Origin of the sequence: Vibrio tetraodonis (assembly GCF_003350295.1) — a bacterium.
Taxonomy (GTDB): Bacteria; Pseudomonadota; Gammaproteobacteria; order Enterobacterales; family Vibrionaceae; genus Vibrio; species Vibrio tetraodonis.
Map to the genome: position 1 here is coordinate 17,187 of NZ_QLYY01000013.1, position 22,672 is coordinate 39,858.

The window sequence follows — 22,672 nt, forward strand, 5'->3', positions numbered from 1 at the left end:
TTCGAAATAAGTGTAGGTTCGTTCACAACCGTTTTTGATGTCCTTTTGAACGAATATAAGAAAAAAGCTCCCAAATGGGAGCTTTTTTAGTGGGTTAGAATTGGTCTAGAATTCATATTTTGCAGTGATGGCCCAGTTGCGACCTGCCTGAGTCTGGTCATCATATAGCTCGGTTTTACTCCTTACATCACTCCATTTCCAGTACTTGCGGTCCGTTAAGTTAAACAGGCCTGCCGACAAGGTTAGATCTTTAATTGGTCGATAGTAGGCGGTTAAATCTATCACTGTTGCACTCGGAGTAGCGGCTTGAACACCATTTGGTGAGGTGGTGAGATCTGCGCTAGGGTTTATGTCTGACATCTTTTTCTCAGCATAATAGTTGAGTGCAATGCTGCTTCCCCAAGTATTGTTCGGTGAGTCATAATCGAGAGACGTGACTGCATTCCATGGGTTAACCGAGTTAAGTGGCTGTTTGTCGCCATCTTCACCTTCTGTGTAACTGGCGGCAAAGCGGGTTGATATCCCCTCAGGAAGCTCAAAAACATCACTGACCATAACACGGCTCGAGAACTCGATTCCCTTAATGTTTGCTTTGCCAATATTCTGATATTGATAAGTATTGCTATCAATAGTCACTCGATCAATAAAGTCGCTGTAGTCACTGTAAAACACCGAAATTTCAGACTTAGAATAGCTATTGGTGAAGCGATAGCCCATTTCGTAAGTGATACTGTCTTCGGCTTCTAAGTTAGGGTTAGCTAGATTGGTATAACTTTGGTGTCCTCCTACCGAAGAGTATGAGTAATACAACTCTTCAAAAGTTGGCGCTCTATGACCTTGGCTTATTTGGGCAAAGACTTTAGAGTTGTCAGTTATCGAGTAAACAGTGCCAAGTCTTGCGGTTAAGGCAGAACTTGTACTGGTTTGATAATTGTCACTAGAGCTACCAGCGGTGTTGTTGTCTGGTTTGGTTTGAAACCTATCCCAGCGCAATCCTGGTGTGACAATAAGCTTATCTTCCAAAAGGGATATTTGATCTTGCAAGAATAAACCTACGCGAGTTTCTTTTGCATCGGGTTGATAAAAGTTCAGTGAGGCTTGATTGTTGTTTAATCGATCTATGTTCTTATTGGAATTTTTAATATCCTTATAAGAAGCGGCCATACCGTAGGTGACAAAATGTTCCGTATTGTCTGTCGCTAAATATTTATTAAACTCGAAGTCAGTTTGAACTCCTTGATCTTCATAAGAGTAGTCTTTTATTTGGTCCACTGGGCCACCAAATGATGTGCCTTGGCGGTCGGTAATATTGTTCTGTTTATGAGAAAGCCAAGTGATTTGACTATCAATCGAGTCTGCTAGTAAGCTTGAACCCTCCCAAATATGTTTAACACCTAGTTTGGCCCTTTCCGTAGTGTCATCAAGTTCGTATTTTGTGTATGAAGAATGCGCGACATTTCCGGTGCTGTTTTGATTGATCATCTCGCCAATCAACTCAATGCGGTTAGCATCATCAACTTGATACTGAAATTTGACCAACAAATTGTCTGCTTTGGCATCCAAATCTTTGACGGAGTTGTTCTGATAGTCACCATTGGCGAAATTTTCAATAAGACCTGAGTCATTGCGCGTGTAGGCAACCATAGACTCTAGACCTCCACTGCGATTGGCAAGAACAACATTTTCAGTGAAAGCGTCGTTTCGCGAGGCAAATCCGAGTTTAATCTGGCCACCAAATGTTTCGCCTTCTTTTAGGAAATCACTGGGATCTTTAGTTTGAAAGGCAACGATACCACCAATGCCATCAGAGCCATATAAACTCGACGCAGAACCTTTGACAACCTCAACTGATTTGATCATATCAATATTTAAGGCAAGACGCCCTGATGAGATAAAGTCATAAGTCTGGTCATATAAGTACGGCTGTGCAACCCCATCAACCAAAATATTAACTCGGTTACCTTCCATTCCTCGAATATTAATTTGCTGGATCCCCATGCGTCCATTAGACACTGCGTCAACACCAGGAGTGTATTTGAGGACATCGTCTACATTGGATGCGAGCGTTTTTTCAATCTGTTTGTCAGTAACGACAGAAACCGAACCAGCGACTTCTTCAAGTTGTTGCTCATTACGTGTGGCTGTGACGACCACTTCGTCGAAGAGGGCATAGTCATCCGCATAAACATTTGATGAGCAGGCCAAAAGTATAGAGGCTGACAAAAAGGATTTGTTATACATTTGCATTTACCTAAAGTACGTCTTAAAAATGATGCGGACTGAACTCTATAGGATCTAAATGATAATTACTATCGTTATCATTTCTGTTTTTGTGGTTTTTTTTTGCATTTTAATGCTATCGAAAAATGAGAAATCATCTAAAATACAGTAAGATATGAATTATTTGTCTAGCTTTTAAATAAAGTTGGTTTGGGCCAATAATGAGATCTTGATCTGTATTTGAATTTAACAATTAATCGTGGTGATAAATGTGAGAAATCCAATTACTCTTGAAGCAATGCATATTCTCGATGCTATTGACCGTCGAGGCAGCTTTGCGGCTGCAGCTAATGAGCTTGATAGAGCACCATCGTCTCTGAGTTACCAAATCCAAAAGTTAGAGCAAGACTTGGATGTCACCATCTTTGATAGATCTGGGCACAAAGCTCGTTTTACCGAAGCAGGGAAGCTTATTCTTGAGCGTGGTCGTATGATTTTGGCGGCAACAGAAAAGCTGGTTAATGATGCGAGTGTGCTTGCGAACGGTTGGGAGTTAGATATCACAATCGCATTGGATGGCATTTTATCCGTTGAGGACTTTTTTCCTATGGTGGAAGAGCTGGGTAACATCAGTTCTACCCGCATTCGTTTACAAGAAGAAATACTAGCTGGATGTTGGGAATCGTTAGAGCAAGGACGCGCTGATCTGCTGGTTTGCCCTAAGCCTGAAAGTATCCCTCAAGATGTAAAAGCGGAACCAATTGGATCAATGACAATGGTGTGGGTTGCGTCGCCTAAGCACTATGTCCATAAACGAAGTGGTGTGCTTGATGAAGCAGCCAGAGCAAAATATCGCGTTGTGGCAATAGCAGACTCAGCAAGAGAGCAACCAGCGATGACGGTCAATATTTTACACAAACAGCCAACATTAACCGTGTCTAATTTGGCAGCAAAAGTGTCGGCACTCAAATCAGGGCTTGGCATAGGAACGCTTCCACGAACTGTTGCTGAGCCTCTTATTCAGCAGGGAAGTTTGAAAAAGATCGCAGACACCCATGATCTTAAGATTGACATACTTTTGGCTTGGAAGCGAAATCAAATGGGTGAAGCCAAGTCATGGTGTATCCAATACCTTAAGAAAAACTGGCCTTTGAACAACCATAACAACTAAAGAGCGTCTTATTCGCTCAATTTTAAAACCATGTCAGCAGTGCCATCCTCGAATTGTACATCTAATTCGAAGCCTAGTTTTTGCGCCAGCATAAGCATGCCTCTGTTGGTTGGCATCGTCATACCGGAAATTTGCTTAGTGTCTTTTTGGCGACAATAGTCGATGATTTTTTGTAGCAACAGTTTGCCAAGACCCATTCCTTTAAGATCTGAGCGAACTAAGATTGCAAATTCAGCATCGGTATTGTCTGGATTAAGCAGAGCACGTGACACGCCAATAATTTCGGGGTTTGAGCCAGAGTTGGTAATGGCAATGAAGGCCATTTCTCGGTCGTAATCAATTTGGGTGAGATTGGCTAATGCTTCATGATTGAGTTCGCCAACATCACTAAAAAATCGATTATATAAGTCTTCTTTAGACACCTTACTCACAAAATGTGCATGGTTAGGTTCATCTTCTGGAAGAATAGGGCGCATGATAATGCTTGAGCCATCTTTAAGCTGGACTCTTTCTTCATATTCAACTGGGTATGGCCTAATTGCTAGGCGTTTTTGGGCTTCTCCCTGACTTTGTTTAAGAATCATGTCCGCATCAATCACTGTAAACTTGTCACCTGCGGCAAGCAGCGGATGAATATCTAATTCATAAACTTGCGGGCAATCAACGATCATCTGGGATATTCGCACCAATAATTCAGAAAGCCTGGTAATATCCATAGGTATTGGTAATCGTTGAGGGCGGATCTTTCCTTCCTTGATGGCGCGGGTAACTAGGTATCTTGCCAGCGCCATGTTTAGTGGCGGTAAGGCACAGGTCGCATCAATAGATTCATCCCACTCAGCCCCTCCTTGACCAAGCAGAATAACAGGGCCAAATGTGTGATCGGTTTTTACCTTAATACGGATTTCTTCCCCTCCGGCGAGCTTAGCCATTGCTTGGATCAACAGCCCATGTATGTTTGCCGATGGGTAATGGACTTCTGCGCGATCTAAAATCGCTTCAGCAGCGCTTGCCACTTCGTGATGATTGCGCAAATTGAGCATGACACCTTGGATATCTGACTTGTGTGCAATATCTGGTGATCGCAACTTAACTGCCACAGGGTAGCCAATCTGCTCTGAAATATGGACAGCTTCACTGGCATCAGAAGCGAGCCAAGTTGGCAGTACGTTAAAGTTGAAAAACTTTAAAAAAGCACCAATCTGATGAGTGTCTAACTCTAGGCTTACGTTATCCTGTAACTTATTCTCAATCCACTGCTTGGCATCACTGAGTTCACTGACATGCATGGGCTCGGCATTGGTTGGGGTTTCCATTAGTTGTTTTTGATTTCGCCGGTACTCGACTAAATGCATGAAACCAATGACAGCACTTTCCGGGGTTCGATAGGTGGGGATGCCAGCATTGGTAAAAATCTGACGAGCAGGTTTGACTGTATTCTCTCCCGACCAATTAGTCAGTATATTGAAATGTTGCCGGCGAGGGTGCTTGTTTATCGCTTCAACAATAGCTTGAGCGGTTTGTTGATTGTCTGTGCTCGCCGACGGACTGTGCATGATGAGTATCGCATCTGCGCAATCGCTATCCATGACAGCCTTGATGGCTTCAATATAACGTTCTTGTCCTGCATCACCGATTAAGTCTATGGGGTTATTGTGACTCCAATTGTCTGGCAATACTTCACTGAGCTTATCGATAAGGCTTGGTGGCAGGGAGGCTAACTGACCCCCCTTCATTAATAGTGTATCGACCGCAATGATGGCAGGGCCACCGCCGTTAGAGATAATCGCGAGTCTTTCGCCTCGTAACGGAATGGAATGCGTCAAGGTTTCAACGGCAGCAAACAACTCGTGAGAGTTATTAACTCTCAGCATTCCTGAGCGCTGAATAGCAGAGTCATAGATAATATCGAGGCTATCAAGTCCGCCAGTATGAGCATGCGCAGCGGTGCGACCAGCCTGTGTTTTGCCGCCTTTGAGCACTAAGATGCGCCGATTTCGCGAAGCCGCTCGAGCTGCCGACATAAAACGTCGGGCATTTTTTATCGTGTCCACATAAAGAAGTATCGCTTCGGTTTTCGAGTCCATACTTAGATAATCAAGCAAGTCGGCAAAATCGATATCCAAAGCATTTCCCAAAGAAATGATGGCTGAAAAGCCGATGTTTTTATCGTTGGCCCAATCCAAGATTGTGGTGCACATGGCGGCTGATTGGGAAACAAATGCAATTTTTCCTTGTTTAGCATTGATGGGAGAACAGGAAGCGTTGATCTTCATCCATGGCATGATAATACCGAGACTATTTGGGCCAAGCAGTTGTGTGGCGCTTCCTTTTGTTATGTCATTAAGTGGGACATTGTTTTCTTTCGTTAATCTAGTGGCGGACAGAAGGATAACATGTTTGACTTGACGAGCTACAAGCTGCTGCATGAGAGCTTCATTCCTAGAAGCATTAGTACATAAAATAGCGACATCAGGCGTGATTGGTAGTGAAGATACATCTGGATAAGCTAATACACCACATACCGAGCGATGTTTGGGGGTAACAGGCATGACGACACCTTCAAAACCCGCTTGGAGAAGGTTCGTCATAACAATATTGCCTGCGCTGCTCGGTTTAATCGAAGCTCCTACAACGGCAATGGATTTAGGTTTAAGTAGGGCACTAAGATTATTCATGGCAGGCTTTCCCAAAATATTTTTACTACCAGTCTAACGGACCTATCCGACGAAACCAGAATGAAATAAGTGTTGTTATACGCTGATCACCTGACACGCATCTGACTTTGTGTATTATGTCACAATGTAGGGGTAGATATTTCCAAAGTGAGCTTGATTATCAGACTTTCTAACGGCATGATTTACAGTAACTTCTACAAAAGGCATGTGAAGAATCCCCATGAAAAGAATCGCAATAGTTAGCTTACCCTTAATACTGTCAGCTTGTGTGTCGAGTGACTACGTCACTGATGTATCTTCTGAAAGTTACCATGAAGATTATAAAACGGCAGCAATGCAAGAACCACTGATGGCCGAACAAGACATGGGCAAAGGCATGATGGAAGAGGCGACTATGACAGTTAAGCCTATGAACAATAAGGCTAAGCCTGCAGTTGCGATCGTGGCACCTACAGAGAAGCAAAAAGCCATGAGCTCGCGATATGGCTTCACCATTCAAGTAGTTGCCGTAGGTACCCAAACAAAAGTGGATAAACTTGCACGCAAGCTACCAAAAAATGGTGAGCCTATCTGGGAAAACTACAAAGTAGTGAATGGCACTAAGTGGTACACCATCCTTTATGGTGATTACGCGACGCGGATGGATGCGAAAAAAGCGATCGCCAAGCTGCCTAATGAGCTGCAAGATATGAAACCTTTCGTAAAAAGTATTGATGCGATTAAAAAATCCCAATATCCAACACTTAACAAGCTGAACTAATTATTCTCAAAGGGGGCACTAGCCCCCTTTTTTACGCATAAAAATTGACCGTTTGAATTGTCAGTAATGACATACTTTAGTCAAATCAATGAATCTTTTCTGATTTTTGATTACTATCGGTTTTTAATACCTCTGTTATATCACGGAAAAATTTCTCATGGCGAATACAACGATTTTACTACTTTGTGGCGGTGGCTCTGCGGAGCATGAAGTATCACTAGTTTCTGCAGACTATGTTCAGGCCAAGTTGGAGTCCATTGAGAGCTTTGATGTCATTAGAGTTGAAATTAAGAAAGAAGCTTGGTTTTGCAGCGATGAGATAGTGTATCTAGACACCAATAAAGGCACACTGAATTTTGGTCATCGCGCTGTTAAGGTCGATTTTGTCGTGCCATGTATTCACGGCTACCCAGGTGAAACAGGGGATATCCAATCAATGCTGGAACTCGCTGGTTTGCCTTATCTTGGCTGTGGTCCTGAAGCGAGCACAAATTGCTTTAATAAAATCACATCAAAATTATGGTACGACACACTGTCTATACCCAATACGCCATACATCTTTTTGTCTGAGAACAGCCCGCAATCTTATGAAGACAGCCTAGCAGCATTTGATAAGTGGAGTGAGGTATTCGTTAAAGCTGCTCGCCAAGGTTCTTCCGTTGGTTGTTACAAGGTCACAGATAGAGAGCAACTTAAAGCGGCGATTGATGGTGCCTTTGGCTATTCCGATCAAGTGTTGGTTGAAAAAGCGGTTCGACCACGAGAGTTAGAGGTCGCTGCGTTTGAATTTAAAGGAAAACTACACATTACGCCTCCTGGAGAAATAAAAGCGCCGGAAGATGCGTTCTACTCGTATGATGAAAAATACAGCTCAACCAGCCAATCGATTACTGATGTCCAAGCGTCTGATTTGGGCGAGGAACAGCTTAGTATTATTGAAAAGTCATCGAGAAAAGTCTTTGAACAAATGAAGCTTCGTCACCTATCCAGAATCGACTTCTTTTTAACACCAGATGGGCAAGTCTACCTTAATGAAGTCAATACCTTTCCGGGGATGACTCCAATCTCAATGTTTCCAAAAATGTTAGAACACAGCGGCATTACAGTGATCGACTTTCTTAAAGATTGTGTTGAAACGTCACTTATTGAATGAAACAGGTAATTTTCGTAGTTGGTCATGTAAAGATAGAAAATTTTCTTATTTGAGAAACGGTTACAGTGTATCTTTGTTGAATTTGTCATTGCAGTATTATGATTTAACTAGATTTAATTTTATGGGATGAGCTTCAGTAAATTTGCCTTTTGCCGATAAACTTGAATAAGAGCGATATACAATTATTATTAAATTAACTGATAACTAAGATAAAATACTATGGCTGCTGCAACATATCGAGGATTTACCCTCAAAACTGCTGGAAATTCTACCGAGGTATGGCAAGTTCAGATTAAGAATCATACTTTGTCTGGAAGCATGCCTGCGGTTAAAAAGAGCATTGATTGGTTCTGTGACACTGCAAATATCATTGATCCAAAAGAATTTGGCTCTCTCAGTAATAAGAAAGAAACCAGTGAGGGAGGTCCAGTTCAAGAGGATTTCCATGGTTATACACTGAAGAACGATAATGGTAATCCAAATGAGTGGTACTGTTTCTTTAATGGCAAATTAATTAAAGGCGGAAAGGTTGCCATGCAAAAGCATATCGAGGCATACTTGGTCGCTAAGCAGAAAGCAGAACAACAACAGAAGAAATAGTTATTTATGAGTCTCGTATATTCGACAGAGGTCGGTAGAATACAGCCCGAACCGGACAAGGTTCAGCGCCCTAAAGGTGATGGTATTGTTCGTATACAACGCCAAACTAAAGGACGCAAGGGTAAAGGTGTAAGCATAATCACAGGCCTGGATTTAGAAGACGCACCACTCAAACTTTTAGCAGCCGAATTAAAGAAAGTATGTGGATGTGGCGGTTCAGTAAAAGATGGCAATATCGAAATACAAGGTGATGCCAGAGATAAAATCAAAGCGCATCTCGAAAAGAAAGGTCATACAGTGAAACTCGCTGGCGGTTAAGTTCTATAGTGACTCATTTCAAATAAACAAATTTTCAAGGCTAATATCTAACTTAAGCATCACGGATGAATAAGTTAGATATTAGCTATTTTATGGTAAATGGATTATGTTGAATACAACAGACATGTTGTCAGCAAAGAGACGAGGAGTGCAGATGCACTCTTTAATATTGGATCCTTTATTTAACATAATGCACGTAATGCGCACCAAGACTAAGGTAACTTGGACTTGGACCTGTATTTGTGTTGGTAATAGTAATGCTGAGCAACGAAAAACGGCATTAAACATAGACCTAGAAAAAAAGAAATATTAAACGCCACGATGAGCTTATCAAAGTCGTTAAGTTCATTAAACATGATCATAAAGGCTTCAAAAAAATTCATTGTGTATCTCCTAACTATTGAGGCATTTCTTTAACTCAGCACGGCCACTCCAAGCCGTTAGATTGTAGATATTCCGCCTTCAGTTCGCAAAGTAAGACTCGCTATCGCTCAAACACTGGCGCGCTAACCAAACTCATGAAGTAAATCAGAAAGAGTAGACCTAAGCTCTGAGCGCTCGTCATCAGAACAAGACTTGTAATAATTAGAAAGCTGCTTAAATTCATCAGCCAAGTCAGAAACCAACCTTACATTTTCAGTAGGTAGCCCCTTCTTACGGCCAGAACCTGAACGCTTACCGCCATGCATAGGTTTGGAATCTTTATTTTGCATAGAAGAACACTCGTTATTAATGCCAAGTGGAGTACCCCAACCATCAAGAAAGTAAAACTCAGGGTAATTATCCATGTAACTACGAGCGATACGAAGAGACAACTCTGGATGGTCCATATAGTTGTAACCCTCGCGGAACATACCCACTTCATGCTGAAACTCAGAAAGAAGCTTCTTAGTATCATCACCCATAGAAGCCTTGCATTGTACACTCATAATTTGATTCCTGTAACTCTTTTCATGATATTTGATTATTGTAACAGATATCATGGCTGAATCTTGGTTTTTGTAACACATTTCATGTGACAAGGGTGGGAATATTAGGTTTGATATTTGTAACAGGTTTCATGAAAGCCCTTAATGCGCATTACTCGACATTATGTTACGGGCTTGATTTGCTAATCGGTGCGCTGTCATGGCATGTACGCAGCAAGCTGCGACAATGAGCTATGCCCTCACCCTGTCTTAGTCTGCATCAAGGGTGTCAGTGCTGGCGCAATCGTACTGACACCAAACCACTCAACATAATGACGGACCACGTAATGCGCACCAATGATAATTGGTGAAATTTGAAACATTTAGATACAAAGTTTTGATTTACGATACGTTGACTTATTTATAAAATCTTTACTCCATTCAATCAATATGAGTCTTTTTGAATATGATAAAAATAAAAAAATTAATCTTGTTGAGCTTGGCTGTCTTTTCACTGTCGTCAGCAACCGCTTTTGCCGATGATAACCCTGACAATGACGATTCTTCTGGCGGTGGTGCTATACCATGCCACTTTAATCCTGTGTCTTGCTTCCCTTAGTTATTTAAGGCATATCAGTTATGATATGCCTTACTTTTTTCTCTTTTACGATTCAAAATACAGAGCGGGGGTTTATCATCATATACAACATATCTGAGGAACCCAGATATAACCGTCATTGGAGTCACCATAGGTAGTGCCTATGGTGTTAAGCTGGTAAAGCGCGGCTATATATAAGCATATTATCGCATCAAGCGTATCCTCGTTACTTTTAAGCGCTTTTCCTTTTCGCGACTGAATTGTTGATTCAGTCAAGAATGGTTTAAACTGCTGAGGAATTTCAAGTGCAAGCACTGGTGAACCTTGTAGCTCGGATATCAAGTTGGCCAATACCACCTGCCCTTGCCTCTTATCCGCGACATTGCCCTTTTTGTATAGCAACCTTTCTGTTAGCCCAAAACATTCAATAATACTTGGATGTGGATAACACTCAATTTGCCATCGTATTTTCCCCAAGTGTGCAAACCCCATTTCTTTCAATGCCACTGAAAGGTGCACGCTCATGGGATTTGGATAAAGTGACTGGTTAGAAGGATGACACGCGGCTTTTCTTGCACTGTAAGTGCGGCTTAACGCTTTTTCACATTCTCGTTGGCCAGTCTGATTATTTATTATTAAAGGCGCGTCGATAGCAACACCAACAAGATGTTCCTGACTTGATAAGTATTCGACTATTGTCTTCTGACCAAGTATGGCAGGTTCAACAGCTTCTAAGAGCAGTTTATTCCCAATAAGGCTTCCAACCGCTATCGCTGACGTATTCTTCTCCCCATTCCACGCAAGATCAACACCTGCTAGTCTCATATTTACTCCGAATAAAACGTCTAAAAAAGCGAGCCTAACTTAGTCTATCGAACATCTAAAATATGTCATGTATTATCAATCATAATTTGTTCGATTTGTTTGCTAGTATCTTGTAGCCAAATAAGAGAGAATATCGATGAATTTATCTATTGTTTCTGATTGTTTTCTATGAGAATACTCTCCGTATTATTGCTTTATACTCTTCTTGGTGGTTGCGTAAACCACCATATCAATCAGCGGCCTTTTCTTGACAACTTAGAGTATACGCATGTTTTTGGTGAGCCAACTTCAGATGGTCAGAAGGTACGTTTAGTATACACACCTGAAGGCAAGGCAAATAGAGAAGTAATTGTTAATATTGACGAGCCGGTTGACTCTATCTCCATGCACTTCCGGTTATGTGAAAACAATGGGGTTTACGACGGACTAACTGACGATGAACAAAAACACATCCAATCACAAAACGTGGATTGTGACTCCTGGCTTACAATCACTGCGTTGAACAACAACAAGTATGCCTTATCTTATGAGCTAAATATTTTAATTGGATTTAATGTTGAGTATTCAGACGCAAAACACAAGTTTACACCAGTTATGAAAAAGCTAGCTCAATATCGTGTTATCTATACGCCAAAGTCAGTGGCTTATCCTCTCCAACGATATATAGATGATATCGTTGTCGAGGAAACAAAAGTGGAGTTTATGCTGTAGCGTTTGAAAAATGGTGAAATCACACATTTTATGACAGCTCGAGCATCATTGGGACATCTACCATGCCTCCCCTAGTTCTTACCCCCGCGATGCGTCTGAAGCCAAAACTCTTGTATACATGTTCCGCGTTTACCGCCGAATTAACGGTAAAATGAGTATGTCTTGTTTGACGTAAACTGGCAGCTTTTGCCATTTCCCATAATTTACGTGCGATTCCTTGCCCCTGATAATCATCTGAAACGAATAAATGATATAGATGATTAGAATCACGCATACCGATGACGGCGATAATATTAGCTTCTGGATCTATGGCTATGTGATATTGATAACCTGATTGTATGTACTCTTTAATACTTTGACTTGTCATTGAACCAAGTAATGTTTCATGAAATGACTCATCGCAGGTAGGGCAGACATATTTTTTAGCTATCGCTTGTATAAGTTCACTAATCGGTTGAGCATGCTTAATCTCGGCTTGTATAAATCTAATCATATGTCCCTTTCGCTATGCAATATACAAATTAATCGTATCATACTGATATAGAGCATTTAATTTATCAAGACATAATTCATGAGTGACAGCGTAACTAAGTATCAAGTAAAATAATTAGTTACAATGTCACTATTGCTTTTCATCTTAAACAAAGTCACTACTTCACGTAGTCATTTCTATTTTCTAAAAAAACAGACCCAAATTGGTAACCAGAAACTACATAACGAGTCAGTCGCGCAGCAGAATATTATGCTGCGCGATAGTGAGCGCTCGCAGACTGACTCAAATTTTTTGTAATTAAATTACAGGCATTTTTTGGCGCATTATTGCTACAGAATATTATTCCGTCATAAGTTTATGTTTTATCGGGTTTTTATTGGTTCTATACCAGTGGATAGTTGGAGCCGGAGAGAGTTGAATTGCAGAACAACAAAAAGGGCTAACAAGTGCCCTCTTCTTGATTGATTATTTATTGAAGTGATTAAGTGGTAGAGTCGTTGGTCTGATTACGTATTTGCTCAGCGATTAACTTTATTGCTTGCGCTGTACTCATTCCTTGAGCCATAAGCTCTTGGATTTTTTCTACTGCTTCTTGTTGCTCGGCATGTGACAATGTTGGGAGATCATCAAACATAAGCTAGCCCCATTAAAATTTGGAGCTCACTATATTATTATTTAGTTAAGTCGGCCAGCTTTTTTGTCGTAATGAACAATTAGTAACTACCGAGAAAATTAATGAACGCACCCATAGAGTTCTCATTGGTGTAACTTGCACCTATATCCATTTGGAAAAGGTTTAAGGGTGACAATCCAATGCCGGCAGTAAACGTATCGTCTAAATTATCGTAAGCTAAATTTCGGCGCCACCCTGCACGCAATTTTAACTGACGCATAATATCGATCTCCCCCCCTACTCTTACATATTGGGTATTATCTCTAAAGCTGGTATAACGCTCATCTTCGTTAAGATCATAGTCGACACTAAATGCTGAATAATCTCCGACCAGCCCCAAGCCCACAGTATATTGAGGCCTTATTTTATAGGAATAGGATACGGCAGGAGTTGTTCTAAATTGGCTATCATCTATTCTAGATGTTAGAGTTTGTGCAGCCAGCTCTTGGGTCGTAATGTCACGAGGAACAATATTCATGGCTGATACCCCTACTCTTAACGGTCCACGAAACCACAAAAAACCAGCATCCATATTGAACATGGTATCGCCCGTGCCATTATCTCGCACATCTTTGATATCGTAATTGTTTAAATTGGCCGTATAAACATAGGTATAGATACGTTGTATTTTAGGAGATACGCCAAATGAAATATGTTGATCAAGAAACGTTTGGTATTTAGCTAATGATACACCGACTTCCGCGACACCAATTGCGACAGCATTAACCGCACTTAGCTCCGCGTTGACTGCGGTGTTGAGATCTGTGTTACCGGTATTAGCGCCAGTATAGATATCTGTTTGAGCAAAAGCTTCCGTATACGCTTTACCAAATAAGTTAGCCGCTACCCAACTATTTGGGATAGCTAAAGCTACAACCCCTCCCAGTTCTAACTTGGCAATGTCGTTTTCAAGTCCATTTAACGTTGTCTGTAACTGGGCTGCATCAGCTGAGGAAATGCTGTTTGAACTAACAGCACCATCTATTATCTTCGCCGCTTGATCAAGGCCATCGACCATTTCATGTTCATCATTATAATTTAAGCCAATAGAAGGAATGATCATTCCCGCATCATCATTGCGACGATAAATCGCGGTAATAGCGGGGTTGTAAAATGGAGCTGTTAAAAAGTTGGAGGATACAACGCCAGTGCCTCCCATTGAATCTCCCCGCGCTTCAACAGCATAGGTTGCCGCATAGGAATGAGCAGAGAGAAAGGCTATAGGTAATGCTACGATTTTTATTGATTTTTTCATATCGATATAAACTTCTTCATCCCTGTGGTTTATATCGTCTAATTGTGTATGAAGTTTATCTATTCCTCTACAGATATATCATATGTTTTACTAATAATTTGGGATTGTTCAACAATTATGGGACCTTGCCACCTTTGATGAGTCATCGACACCGCAAGAACGTAACGATCTGGAGGAACAATATTGGGCTCTAGTGAGGTTGGATAGTCAGACTCATAGGATTCTCCCCATACTTTATTATATTGACCGTCAACATAATCGTAGAGAGAGGCATCAAGCTTTGGTAATGGACAATGTTTGTTCAGCAAAGCATTTCGCTCAACACGCCACTGATCTTTAGATTGCCAACGAATACTCACTTTTGCCTTATATTCACCAAAAACCAGCCATGAACTCCATGAAGTCTGATCTTTTGCCGTAATATCAACCCGATATAAGCCCATTGGAATTTTGCTATTTAAGTTATAACGTTTGACGTAAGACTTGGTCGGTGAATCCTCTTCACTTAGGCTAATAAAAGATTGATCTGCAGAAATACTTTTTTGAACCCAACGCGTAAGAGAAATATCTGAGATTTCTTTACGTGATGAAACTTCTATGAGTGCTCGGTATGAGTCTCTTCCCGGGCTTTGAGTATCAATCGCCCTGACCGTGACATTTTTCAGCCATTCTGGAAATGGCCTTGAGTCTAGACTTTTACCGCAGTCAACTTGGAGTGATTGCTGAAAAAGCTCATTGAGATGAGGAGAAATGGCCTGATTTTTATCCTGCTGCCAGACTTCTACCAAAGCAACAAACATTGCTGGTAAATCGTTATTGAGCAGAAACTTATGGGCTTGAATCAAGGGTGAGTTGTTCTCAAACCATAAAGTGTTGGCAGCTGAGATGGGCGTACTAGCAAGCACGCCCAATAATAGTGCTTTTAGTCTCATTAGGCCTTCATTTTGTATCCAACACCCCGAAGAGTCTCAATCTCTAGCCCCGGCAACTTTTGGCGTAACTGCAAAACATGAGTGTCTACGGTTCGTGTCGTTGGAAAATGATTGTATCCCCAGACATGGTCCAATAACTCATCTCGCGTAAACACGCGCCCGAGGTTACTTGCTAAGAAGAGTAAAAGATCAAACTCCGTTCTGGTTAGCGTTATAGATTCCTCTTTATAAAATACTTCACGCGTCGCTTTATCGATTAATAGATGCTGCGTTTCTACTTTACTATCATCCTGAGCTTCTGATTCAGGAGCCCTTAGTTGTGCACGAATACGAGCAAACAGTTCTGCCTCGGCGAATGGCTTGGTTAAATAGTCATTTGCGCCTGCATCTAAACCAGTAACCTTGTCTTTTACGGTCACCAACGCCGTCAGCAAAATAACTGGAACATCTTTTATTTCTTTCCAGCCGACTAGGTGCTCTACGGAGTCGCCATCAGGCAGTTGGCGATCTAAAATCACTAAGTCTGATTTCTCCCAGTACTGTTCTACTTCTGCAATGCTTTCAGCGTGAAAACATTCATATCCTGCTTGTTCTAAGCTAACTAGCAGACCATCGGCCAGATTTTTGTCGTCTTCAACAAGAAGCAGTGTCTGTTTCACAAGGTATCTCCAATATAAACGTTGTTGGTGGGCCGACTAGGGACATTCGTCCCCCCATTCGACTCACCATAGATTCAACGATGGTTAAGCCTAAACCAAGACCGGCTTTACTAACAAATGGTTGACGCAATTGGCGCCAATCTTTTTGAGTTAACTCACCTTGGTCTATAAGCTTAACAGTAATTAAATTATCCTCTGTACCTATATCCAGTACAACAGGAGCAACCCCATATTTAATGGCATTGCGTATTAAATTATCAATACAAGTTCCAAGCCAATAGACATTTAGCTTTGCGGCTACATCTTGATTGATTTTAAGTTTAACTTTGCCGTTAAATTCCTCATCAACCTTAAACTCTAACCATTCTTTCACTGATGGAACCCATTCAGTGGCGAGCGGCTTGTTGTCAGACTGAAGATAATCTTTACTCGCTTCGGCAAGCTGTCTTAAACGGCGAGAATCTTCACAAAGTCGTCGAAACTCATCGTATACAGATTCAGGTAATTTTTCGAACTCTCGTCTAAACCCTTCGACTGTAAGAGATAGACTCGCGATCGGGGTTCTAAGTTCATGTGTGAGTATCTGAAGAATCAACATTCGACTCTTCATCTCTTGTCGTTTTGTATTCCATCGATACACTGCCCAGCCTAACACCAGAAAGATGTTGGCAATGACAAGCACAACCATACTAATACGTAGGAACTCTGAATGGTCTTGTACATCCCAACAGAGGTTTCCTCGTCTAACGAAGCAACTGTTCGAGTCACCTTTTAGCGCGACGCTTAACCCTGCTTCATCAGCATTTTTTCTCCAAGTGCTCTCTGGAAAAACAAGATAACTGTCATTTTGCCTTAACCACAGCTCGCCTTGCTCTAGAAACATGCTAGAACCGGAAATTAGCGCCATGATGGTTTCTTCGTCCATTCTTTGCAAACGACCCAACAATGTCACACGTGGTGCAAGCGGCCGCTCTTTTATGTGCATATATTGTTGTAACTGTTCTTGTTTTTCGGGATGAAGCTCAGCGTATCTTTTCGCATAGGTACCACCACCAGGGTGAATTAGCCCACTGCGAGCGAACCACTTTTGGCTTAACTTGGTACCTTTGCACATAGCTCGAGTAAAAACGAGAGGCTCTGTGATTAGTGGGCTGAGAGGCAGTTTACCTGTACAGTTTTGAGCAATTTGATAAAGGCGTTGTATGTCCCTCAACGGGTATGCAGACGTTTGCGGGAGCATTGAATTAGGTGTAATTAAACGCGTGGGATAGTCTGACTGCAAAATACGAATGTCATAAGATGCAGTGAAAATATCTTGATTGAACGAGTCGACAAACTGATCAATTCGCTCAGGTAATGAATTCGCGCTGGCCGTATTACATATAACTGCAATAGCGATCACCAATGTTTTTAAAACCGTTCTAATCAATGCAAAAATCTGTAAATCAATGGGTTAGATTTAGAGTAAAGTATTATCGCAAAAATATAAATTTCCAATGTGATATTGGTGTCAATAATGCTACCCGCAAAACGAAAGAAGCCAGCTAATGCTGGCTCCTACTCGTCAGGCTATACTACAGAGCTTTGGATATCGCGTCTACACTCTCTTTCGCGTCTCCGAACAACATTTGAGTATTTTCCTTAAAAAATAACGGGTTTTGTACTCCTGCATAACCAGTATTCATTGAACGTTTAAACACAATGACATTTTTGGCGTTCCAAACCTCTAGTACTGGCATGCCTGCGATCGGACTGGCTGGGTCCTCCTGCGCTGCCGGATTCACCGTATCATTGGCACCAATAACCAAAACAGTATCAGTTTCTTCAAAGTCTTCATTGATCTCATCCATTTCTAGGACAATATCATAAGGCACCTTAGCTTCGGCTAATAGCACGTTCATGTGACCAGGCAACCGCCCTGCTACTGGGTGGATACCAAAACGCACATTCACCCCTTTAGATCTGAGTTTTTCTGTTATTTCATGGACAGGATATTGTGCTTGCGCGACTGCCATTCCATATCCCGGTGTGATGATGACGGATTTAGAATTCTTTAATAGCTCTGCCACTTCATCTGCCGATGATTCACGATGTTCTCCGTGATCAACATCACTAGAAATCGAGACTTCTTGGCCAAAGCCGCCAGCAATAACGCTAATAAATGACCGATTCATTGCCTTACACATTATGTAGGAAAGAATCGCGCCTGATGAACCGACTAAAGCGCCAGTAACAATAAGCAAATCATTGGCAAGCATAAAACCTGCTGCTGCTGCTGCCCAACCGGAGTAAGAGTTAAGCATTGACACAACGACAGGCATATCTGCTCCACCGATGGACGCAACTAAATGATAACCAAAAGCCAAGGCAATCAATGTCATTAGGAATAAGGCAAGCAAACTTCCATCAGCTTCTACGAAACGTGTTAGCAACCAAGCAGACACAATGACAGCCGCCAAGTTCATTTTGTGCTTGTGAGGTAAGTTTAACGGAGATGAAGATACAACACCGCGCAGCTTTCCAAACGCAACCACCGAGCCAGTAAAAGTCACGGCACCAATGAATACACCAAGAAAAACTTCGACCAAATGAATGACATGCTCGGCATGAGTCGACGCTTCAGGGGCATCCAGATAACTGTTATAACCTACCAGCACCGCAGCAAGTCCAACGAAACTATGCAGTATTGCAACCAATTCAGGCATTTCAGTCATTTCGACTTTCTTAGCATAGTGAATACCTATGGTTCCACCAATTGCCATGGCAATAATGATCCAGACAAAGCCTTGGGATTCTGGACCAAAAATAGTGGCTACCAAGGCAATCGACATACCAGCAATGCCGTAGTAATTACCATATTTTGCAGATTCTTGTTTAGACAGACCCGCCAAGCTAAGAATAAAAAATAGTGCAGCAACAATGTACGCTGCTTGTGTTAGTCCTGCAGACATGTGTGTCACTCCTTAATCTTTACGAAACATTTCAAGCATGCGTTTTGTTACAGTAAAACCGCCGAAGATATTAATGCTTGCAATCAATATGGCGATGAACGCTAAGAAGGAAACCGCTCCATTCCCTTGACCTATTTGTAACAGTGCACCTACGACGATAATTCCTGAAATAGCATTGGTCACTGACATCAGAGGAGTATGTAAAGCATGTGTGACATTCCAGACAACGTAATAACCAACCACACAAGCAAGGACAAAAACGGTAAAATGACTCAAAAATGATGCTGGCGCAACAGAGGCCACCCAAGCAAAACTACATAAACCTACCCCGAGTGCAGCGAGCTTTTTAGTTCGAGACACTGGCTGATCTTTTTTCTCGGTATTTTTTGACACTTCTTTTGTTTGCTGCTGTGTTGGCTGAGCAGAAACCTGTATCGGTGGCGCTGGCCATGTAATTTCGCCATTCTTGACCACAGTCACCGCTCTTAGCACGACATCATCAAAGTCTATATTGATGTTGCCATTTTTTTCCTTACATAGCAGCTTAAGAAGATTCACTAGATTAGTAGCGTAAAGCTGAGATGATTGAGTCGGAAGACGCCCAACCATATCTGTATACCCGACAACTTTTACGCCATTTTTCGTCGTTACGACTTTATCTGGCTTGGTATATGCGCAGTTTCCTCCATTCGCCGCCGCGAGATCGATAACGACACTGCCAGGTCGCATGCTATCCACCATTTTTTTGGTAATGAGTTTCGGCGCGGGTTTGCCTGGAATGAGCGCTGTGGTAACAATGATATCGACATCTTTTGCTTGTTCAGCATAAAGCTCTTCCGCTTTTTTATTGAATGCCTCTGACATTTCTTTGGCGTATCCATCACCTGATCCAGATTCTTCCTTAAAATTCACTTCAAGGAACTCTGCTCCCATTGATTGGACTTGCTCTTTGACTTCTGGTCTTACATCGAATGCACGAACGATGGCGCCTAAGCTACCTGCAGCTCCGATGGCTGCCAAGCCGGCCACTCCGGCACCCGCAACAAGGACCTTAGCAGGAGGAACCTTTCCTGCTGCTGTTATTTGTCCAGTAAAGAAACGTCCGAATTCATGTGCGGCTTCAACGACAGCTCGATAACCGGCAATATTGGCCATTGAAGATAAAGCATCCAGAGATTGAGCTCTAGAAATACGCGGTACTGAATCCATCGCTAGGACACTAATCTTTTTAGAAGATAGCTTTTCCATAAGCTCGGTGTTCTGAGCCGGCCAGATAAAGCTTACCAGTGTTGCCCCTTCTTTGATTAATTCTATTTCTTTATCACTAGGCGCATTCACTTTAAGAATGATATCAGATAGCCATACTTCATCTTGGGTGACAATATTGGCACCGCTAGCCGTAAAAGCATCATCACCAAAGCTGGCTAGCTCACCAGCCTTAGATTCAATATTTACGCTAAACCCTAATTTCAATAACTGTTCTACCGACTTTGGAGAAGCGGCTACGCGCGTTTCACCCGCAAGTATCTCTTTTGGTACTCCGATTTGCATACTGGTTCCTTGACTGCTGGCAACAATGATTCATTGTTTTTATCGAACGCTTTCACGAACTTCAAGCACTTTGTATGGAAAATACAAAGTGCAGTCATATCTAGTTATCCATGGTGTGACAAGCTATAGATTTAGTGCAACAATTTTATCGCTTACATAAAAATATGAGAAACAAATCGGGTGGAAATGAAAAAAGGATCCGAAAATCACGAATCCTCTTCTTAAAGCTGGTGGGTCACTACTCTTTAAGTGAATATGTCGCCTTTAGTTTGATCAATGAACATTTTCGCTTTTGCAAGCATGAACTCATTAGCATCCGACTCTGAAGCAAGGACATCCGAGCGTATAAAGCGATGCTCTCTGACTTCCCCTTCTATATTCTTGGTGATACGGCCAGCGATGCGAAACTGTCCACCTTCGGCTTGCGCTTCTTGGTAGATGAGAAACCCTTTGTACTCTTCTGGCTGTATATCCTTACTACTCTGTTCTTTTTGATTGTTACCAAACAGTCGAGAAAATAATCCCACTACTAAACTCCTAAGTACCATTTTCATTTGATGCAAGCGGCTTTTCAAACCACTCTAGTTCGATGTCATCGTCAAATTTTGGTTTACTAAACACAACTGGGACTTCATCTTTGCGTTTACTTCTTCTGTCTTCAACTATCATAGATAAAGATGCTTTCACCGCGTCTTCAGAATAGCGTTTCAGCACCACGAGTCTCTCTTCCGATAAAGCCGAAAGAAAGTCTATATCATAGCGAATATATACAGGTCGCAATTGACCAAGTGCCAAGCAAGCTAAGTCGGCAAGCTGCTCATGATCAAATCTATTGGTATATTCGCTATCAGCTAATACTTGTCCAACTAAAGTTTCCATATAGTTATGAACGTCAACACTAATCTGCATAAACCTCAACCCCTTTAAGATTTAGATTTCCTTGAGCATTAGCTAATGGTAAAACATATACCTCATACACCTTTACAAAAACACCATGCTTAAGCCACTACCGACATCAATACTCACTTTTCATTATCTATTCTAGTAAAAACCATGGCATACCATCAAATAAAAGTGTCCAAATAAATTACCGCGCATCTTAGGATGCATGAGTGGGGTTGATAGTTTTTCAGGCGAATAAATAGTTGGGGGTACTATTACGACAAAAACGTGAAACGGTTTCTGCCCGCCTTTTTAGATGCATAAAGACCTTTGTCAGCCATTGCATATACTTCTTCTGGTTCTTCTTTACCTGTGGGAGTAAAACAACAAATCCCTTGTGACACCGTCACAATGTCAGAAACGCCGCTATACTCATGCTTTATTACCAAGGCTTCTATGGTCGACTGTATCCTCATCGCATGTTGTTTTGCATCTTCTTCATCGACATGTCCCAACACAACAACAAATTCTTCACCGCCATATCGGCCTACAATTTCACCACTGCGGGAGAAGAGTAAAGCTAAAGCTTGAGCCATTTCTATTAAACATTTATCGCCTTCAGTATGACCATAATTGTCGTTGTATAGCTTGAAATAATCGACGTCTAATAATATCAGACTAAGTGGCAACCCATGCCGACCATGAATTGAAATCATTTCTTTTAATTTTTCATCAACATAGCGACGATTTTTCACCTTAGTTAAACCATCTTCACTTGCAAGTTTTTCAAGCTCTTGATTTACCTTAGCAAGTTCAGCTGTTTTTTGGTTCAACTCTCTTCGCATAAACGCAATTCTTTGCATCGCAATAAGCTTTGAGCCTAACACTGTTTTATCAACGGGCTTGGTTAAGTAATCATCACCTCCAGCCTCGATGGCATTTGCGATCATTGCAGGTTCATCATGACTACTGAGGAAAATGATAGGTATCCATTCTTCATATAGTGAACGAATTCGTTGTGAAACCTCGAACCCATCCATTCCTGGCATAGAAATATCGAGTAAGACAAGATCTGGTTCAAAAACGGGATATAGTTCTAGAGCCTGCTCTCCTGATGCTGCCATTTCCACGCTATGTCCTAGTTGCTTGAGGCGAATAGCCAATTGCATGCGCTCCATTTGCACGTCGTCGACTAGGAGAATTTTCATCGAAGAACCAGAGATTTTCACGCGCATACCCTTTATTAACTAGACTGTAAAATCAGTTGCTTATAATGAAGGTTACTCTATGGAGGCCATTTCCTCCACTATAGTTGACATTTTATGTGGATTTTC

General features: G+C 41.7%; 23 protein-coding genes. 7 read left to right on the plus strand and 16 right to left on the minus strand.

Annotated elements, in window-relative coordinates; all coding sequences use genetic code 11:
- Window positions 1-105: 105 nt before the first annotated feature.
- On the minus strand, window positions 106-2,241 hold the full coding sequence (locus tag DPF90_RS09930) for a TonB-dependent hemoglobin/transferrin/lactoferrin family receptor (protein WP_114786186.1): 2,136 nt from the start codon (window positions 2,239-2,241) through the stop codon (window positions 106-108).
- A gap of 277 nt (window positions 2,242-2,518) precedes the next feature.
- Between DPF90_RS09930 and DPF90_RS09935 the strand changes: the two genes are divergently transcribed.
- Complete coding sequence (locus tag DPF90_RS09935) at window positions 2,519-3,391, plus strand: LysR family transcriptional regulator (RefSeq protein ID WP_420855749.1); 873 nt, start codon at window positions 2,519-2,521, stop codon at window positions 3,389-3,391.
- 8 nt (window positions 3,392-3,399) lie between these two features.
- Here DPF90_RS09935 and DPF90_RS09940 read toward each other — a convergent pair whose 3' ends face one another.
- Window positions 3,400-6,069 carry a bifunctional acetate--CoA ligase family protein/GNAT family N-acetyltransferase gene (locus DPF90_RS09940; protein ID WP_114786187.1) on the minus strand — a complete coding sequence of 890 codons (2,670 nt, stop codon included), beginning with the start codon at window positions 6,067-6,069 and terminating at the stop codon, window positions 3,400-3,402.
- A gap of 220 nt (window positions 6,070-6,289) precedes the next feature.
- Here DPF90_RS09940 and DPF90_RS09945 point away from each other — a divergent pair, with 220 nt between their 5' ends.
- From DPF90_RS09945 to yciH, 4 genes are all read left to right on the plus strand, one after another.
- Complete coding sequence (locus tag DPF90_RS09945) at window positions 6,290-6,829, plus strand: SPOR domain-containing protein (protein WP_114786188.1); 540 nt, start codon at window positions 6,290-6,292, stop codon at window positions 6,827-6,829.
- Between the two features lie 157 nt (window positions 6,830-6,986).
- Window positions 6,987-7,982, plus strand: a complete 996-nt coding sequence (locus DPF90_RS09950; RefSeq protein WP_114786189.1) for a D-alanine--D-alanine ligase — start codon at window positions 6,987-6,989, stop codon at window positions 7,980-7,982.
- A gap of 219 nt (window positions 7,983-8,201) precedes the next feature.
- Window positions 8,202-8,582, plus strand: a complete 381-nt coding sequence (locus DPF90_RS09955) for a DUF3319 domain-containing protein (protein ID WP_114786190.1) — start codon at window positions 8,202-8,204, stop codon at window positions 8,580-8,582.
- Window positions 8,583-8,588: 6 nt separating this feature from the next.
- Entirely contained in the window at window positions 8,589-8,900 is a 312-nt protein-coding gene (gene yciH / locus DPF90_RS09960; protein ID WP_114786191.1) for a stress response translation initiation inhibitor YciH, read from the plus strand.
- 212 nt (window positions 8,901-9,112) lie between these two features.
- Here yciH and DPF90_RS20260 read toward each other — a convergent pair whose 3' ends face one another.
- Window positions 9,113-9,283, minus strand: a complete 171-nt coding sequence (locus DPF90_RS20260) for a hypothetical protein (protein WP_162814016.1) — start codon at window positions 9,281-9,283, stop codon at window positions 9,113-9,115.
- Window positions 9,284-9,406: 123 nt separating this feature from the next.
- Window positions 9,407-9,829, minus strand: coding sequence for a hypothetical protein (locus DPF90_RS09965; RefSeq protein WP_114786192.1), 423 nt, complete (start codon window positions 9,827-9,829; stop codon window positions 9,407-9,409).
- 445 nt (window positions 9,830-10,274) lie between these two features.
- On the opposite strand from DPF90_RS09965, the gene DPF90_RS20265 reads away from it, so the two are divergent.
- The gene (locus DPF90_RS20265) at window positions 10,275-10,427 is read left to right on the plus strand and encodes a hypothetical protein (RefSeq protein ID WP_162814017.1); all 153 of its coding nucleotides are present in this window, start codon (window positions 10,275-10,277) and stop codon (window positions 10,425-10,427) included.
- 78 nt (window positions 10,428-10,505) lie between these two features.
- Here DPF90_RS20265 and DPF90_RS09970 read toward each other — a convergent pair whose 3' ends face one another.
- Window positions 10,506-11,231 (minus strand): DUF429 domain-containing protein, encoded by a 726-nt coding sequence (locus tag DPF90_RS09970; protein WP_114786193.1) that lies wholly within the window; start codon window positions 11,229-11,231, stop codon window positions 10,506-10,508.
- A 168-nt stretch (window positions 11,232-11,399) separates the two neighbouring features.
- Between DPF90_RS09970 and DPF90_RS09975 the strand changes: the two genes are divergently transcribed.
- On the plus strand, window positions 11,400-11,942 hold the full coding sequence (locus DPF90_RS09975; RefSeq protein WP_114786194.1) for a hypothetical protein: 543 nt from the start codon (window positions 11,400-11,402) through the stop codon (window positions 11,940-11,942).
- Window positions 11,943-11,970: 28 nt separating this feature from the next.
- Here DPF90_RS09975 and DPF90_RS09980 read toward each other — a convergent pair whose 3' ends face one another.
- The 11 genes from DPF90_RS09980 to DPF90_RS10030 form a co-directional block, all read right to left on the minus strand.
- Window positions 11,971-12,435: a GNAT family N-acetyltransferase gene (locus tag DPF90_RS09980; RefSeq protein WP_114786195.1), complete on the minus strand. Its 465-nt coding sequence runs from the start codon at window positions 12,433-12,435 to the stop codon at window positions 11,971-11,973.
- Window positions 12,436-12,916: 481 nt separating this feature from the next.
- The gene (locus DPF90_RS09985; RefSeq protein ID WP_114786196.1) at window positions 12,917-13,069 is read right to left on the minus strand and encodes a YoaH family protein; all 153 of its coding nucleotides are present in this window, start codon (window positions 13,067-13,069) and stop codon (window positions 12,917-12,919) included.
- 79 nt (window positions 13,070-13,148) lie between these two features.
- A complete protein-coding gene (locus DPF90_RS09990; RefSeq protein WP_114786197.1) occupies window positions 13,149-14,363 on the minus strand; it encodes a conjugal transfer protein TraF in 1,215 nt (404 codons plus the stop codon).
- A 59-nt stretch (window positions 14,364-14,422) separates the two neighbouring features.
- The gene (locus DPF90_RS09995) at window positions 14,423-15,295 is read right to left on the minus strand and encodes a DUF2861 family protein (protein WP_114786198.1); all 873 of its coding nucleotides are present in this window, start codon (window positions 15,293-15,295) and stop codon (window positions 14,423-14,425) included.
- Complete coding sequence (vxrB, locus tag DPF90_RS10000; RefSeq protein WP_114786199.1) at window positions 15,295-15,954, minus strand: response regulator transcription factor VxrB; 660 nt, start codon at window positions 15,952-15,954, stop codon at window positions 15,295-15,297. The genes DPF90_RS09995 and vxrB overlap by 1 nt, the downstream gene beginning before the upstream one ends.
- Window positions 15,929-17,404 (minus strand): sensor histidine kinase VxrA, encoded by a 1,476-nt coding sequence (gene vxrA, locus DPF90_RS10005; protein WP_338062873.1) that lies wholly within the window; start codon window positions 17,402-17,404, stop codon window positions 15,929-15,931. Before vxrA ends, vxrB begins: the two co-directional genes overlap by 26 nt.
- A 124-nt stretch (window positions 17,405-17,528) precedes the next feature.
- Window positions 17,529-18,905, minus strand: a complete 1,377-nt coding sequence (pntB, locus tag DPF90_RS10010) for a Re/Si-specific NAD(P)(+) transhydrogenase subunit beta (RefSeq protein ID WP_114786201.1) — start codon at window positions 18,903-18,905, stop codon at window positions 17,529-17,531.
- Between the two features lie 12 nt (window positions 18,906-18,917).
- Complete coding sequence (locus DPF90_RS10015) at window positions 18,918-20,456, minus strand: Re/Si-specific NAD(P)(+) transhydrogenase subunit alpha (protein WP_114786202.1); 1,539 nt, start codon at window positions 20,454-20,456, stop codon at window positions 18,918-18,920.
- Between the two features lie 245 nt (window positions 20,457-20,701).
- Window positions 20,702-20,983 carry an HlyU family transcriptional regulator gene (locus tag DPF90_RS10020; RefSeq protein WP_114786203.1) on the minus strand — a complete coding sequence of 94 codons (282 nt, stop codon included), beginning with the start codon at window positions 20,981-20,983 and terminating at the stop codon, window positions 20,702-20,704.
- Between the two features lie 10 nt (window positions 20,984-20,993).
- Window positions 20,994-21,365 carry a late competence development ComFB family protein gene (locus DPF90_RS10025; protein WP_114786204.1) on the minus strand — a complete coding sequence of 124 codons (372 nt, stop codon included), beginning with the start codon at window positions 21,363-21,365 and terminating at the stop codon, window positions 20,994-20,996.
- A gap of 248 nt (window positions 21,366-21,613) precedes the next feature.
- Complete coding sequence (locus tag DPF90_RS10030; protein WP_114786288.1) at window positions 21,614-22,546, minus strand: GGDEF domain-containing response regulator; 933 nt, start codon at window positions 22,544-22,546, stop codon at window positions 21,614-21,616.
- Window positions 22,547-22,672: the final 126 nt, after the last annotated feature.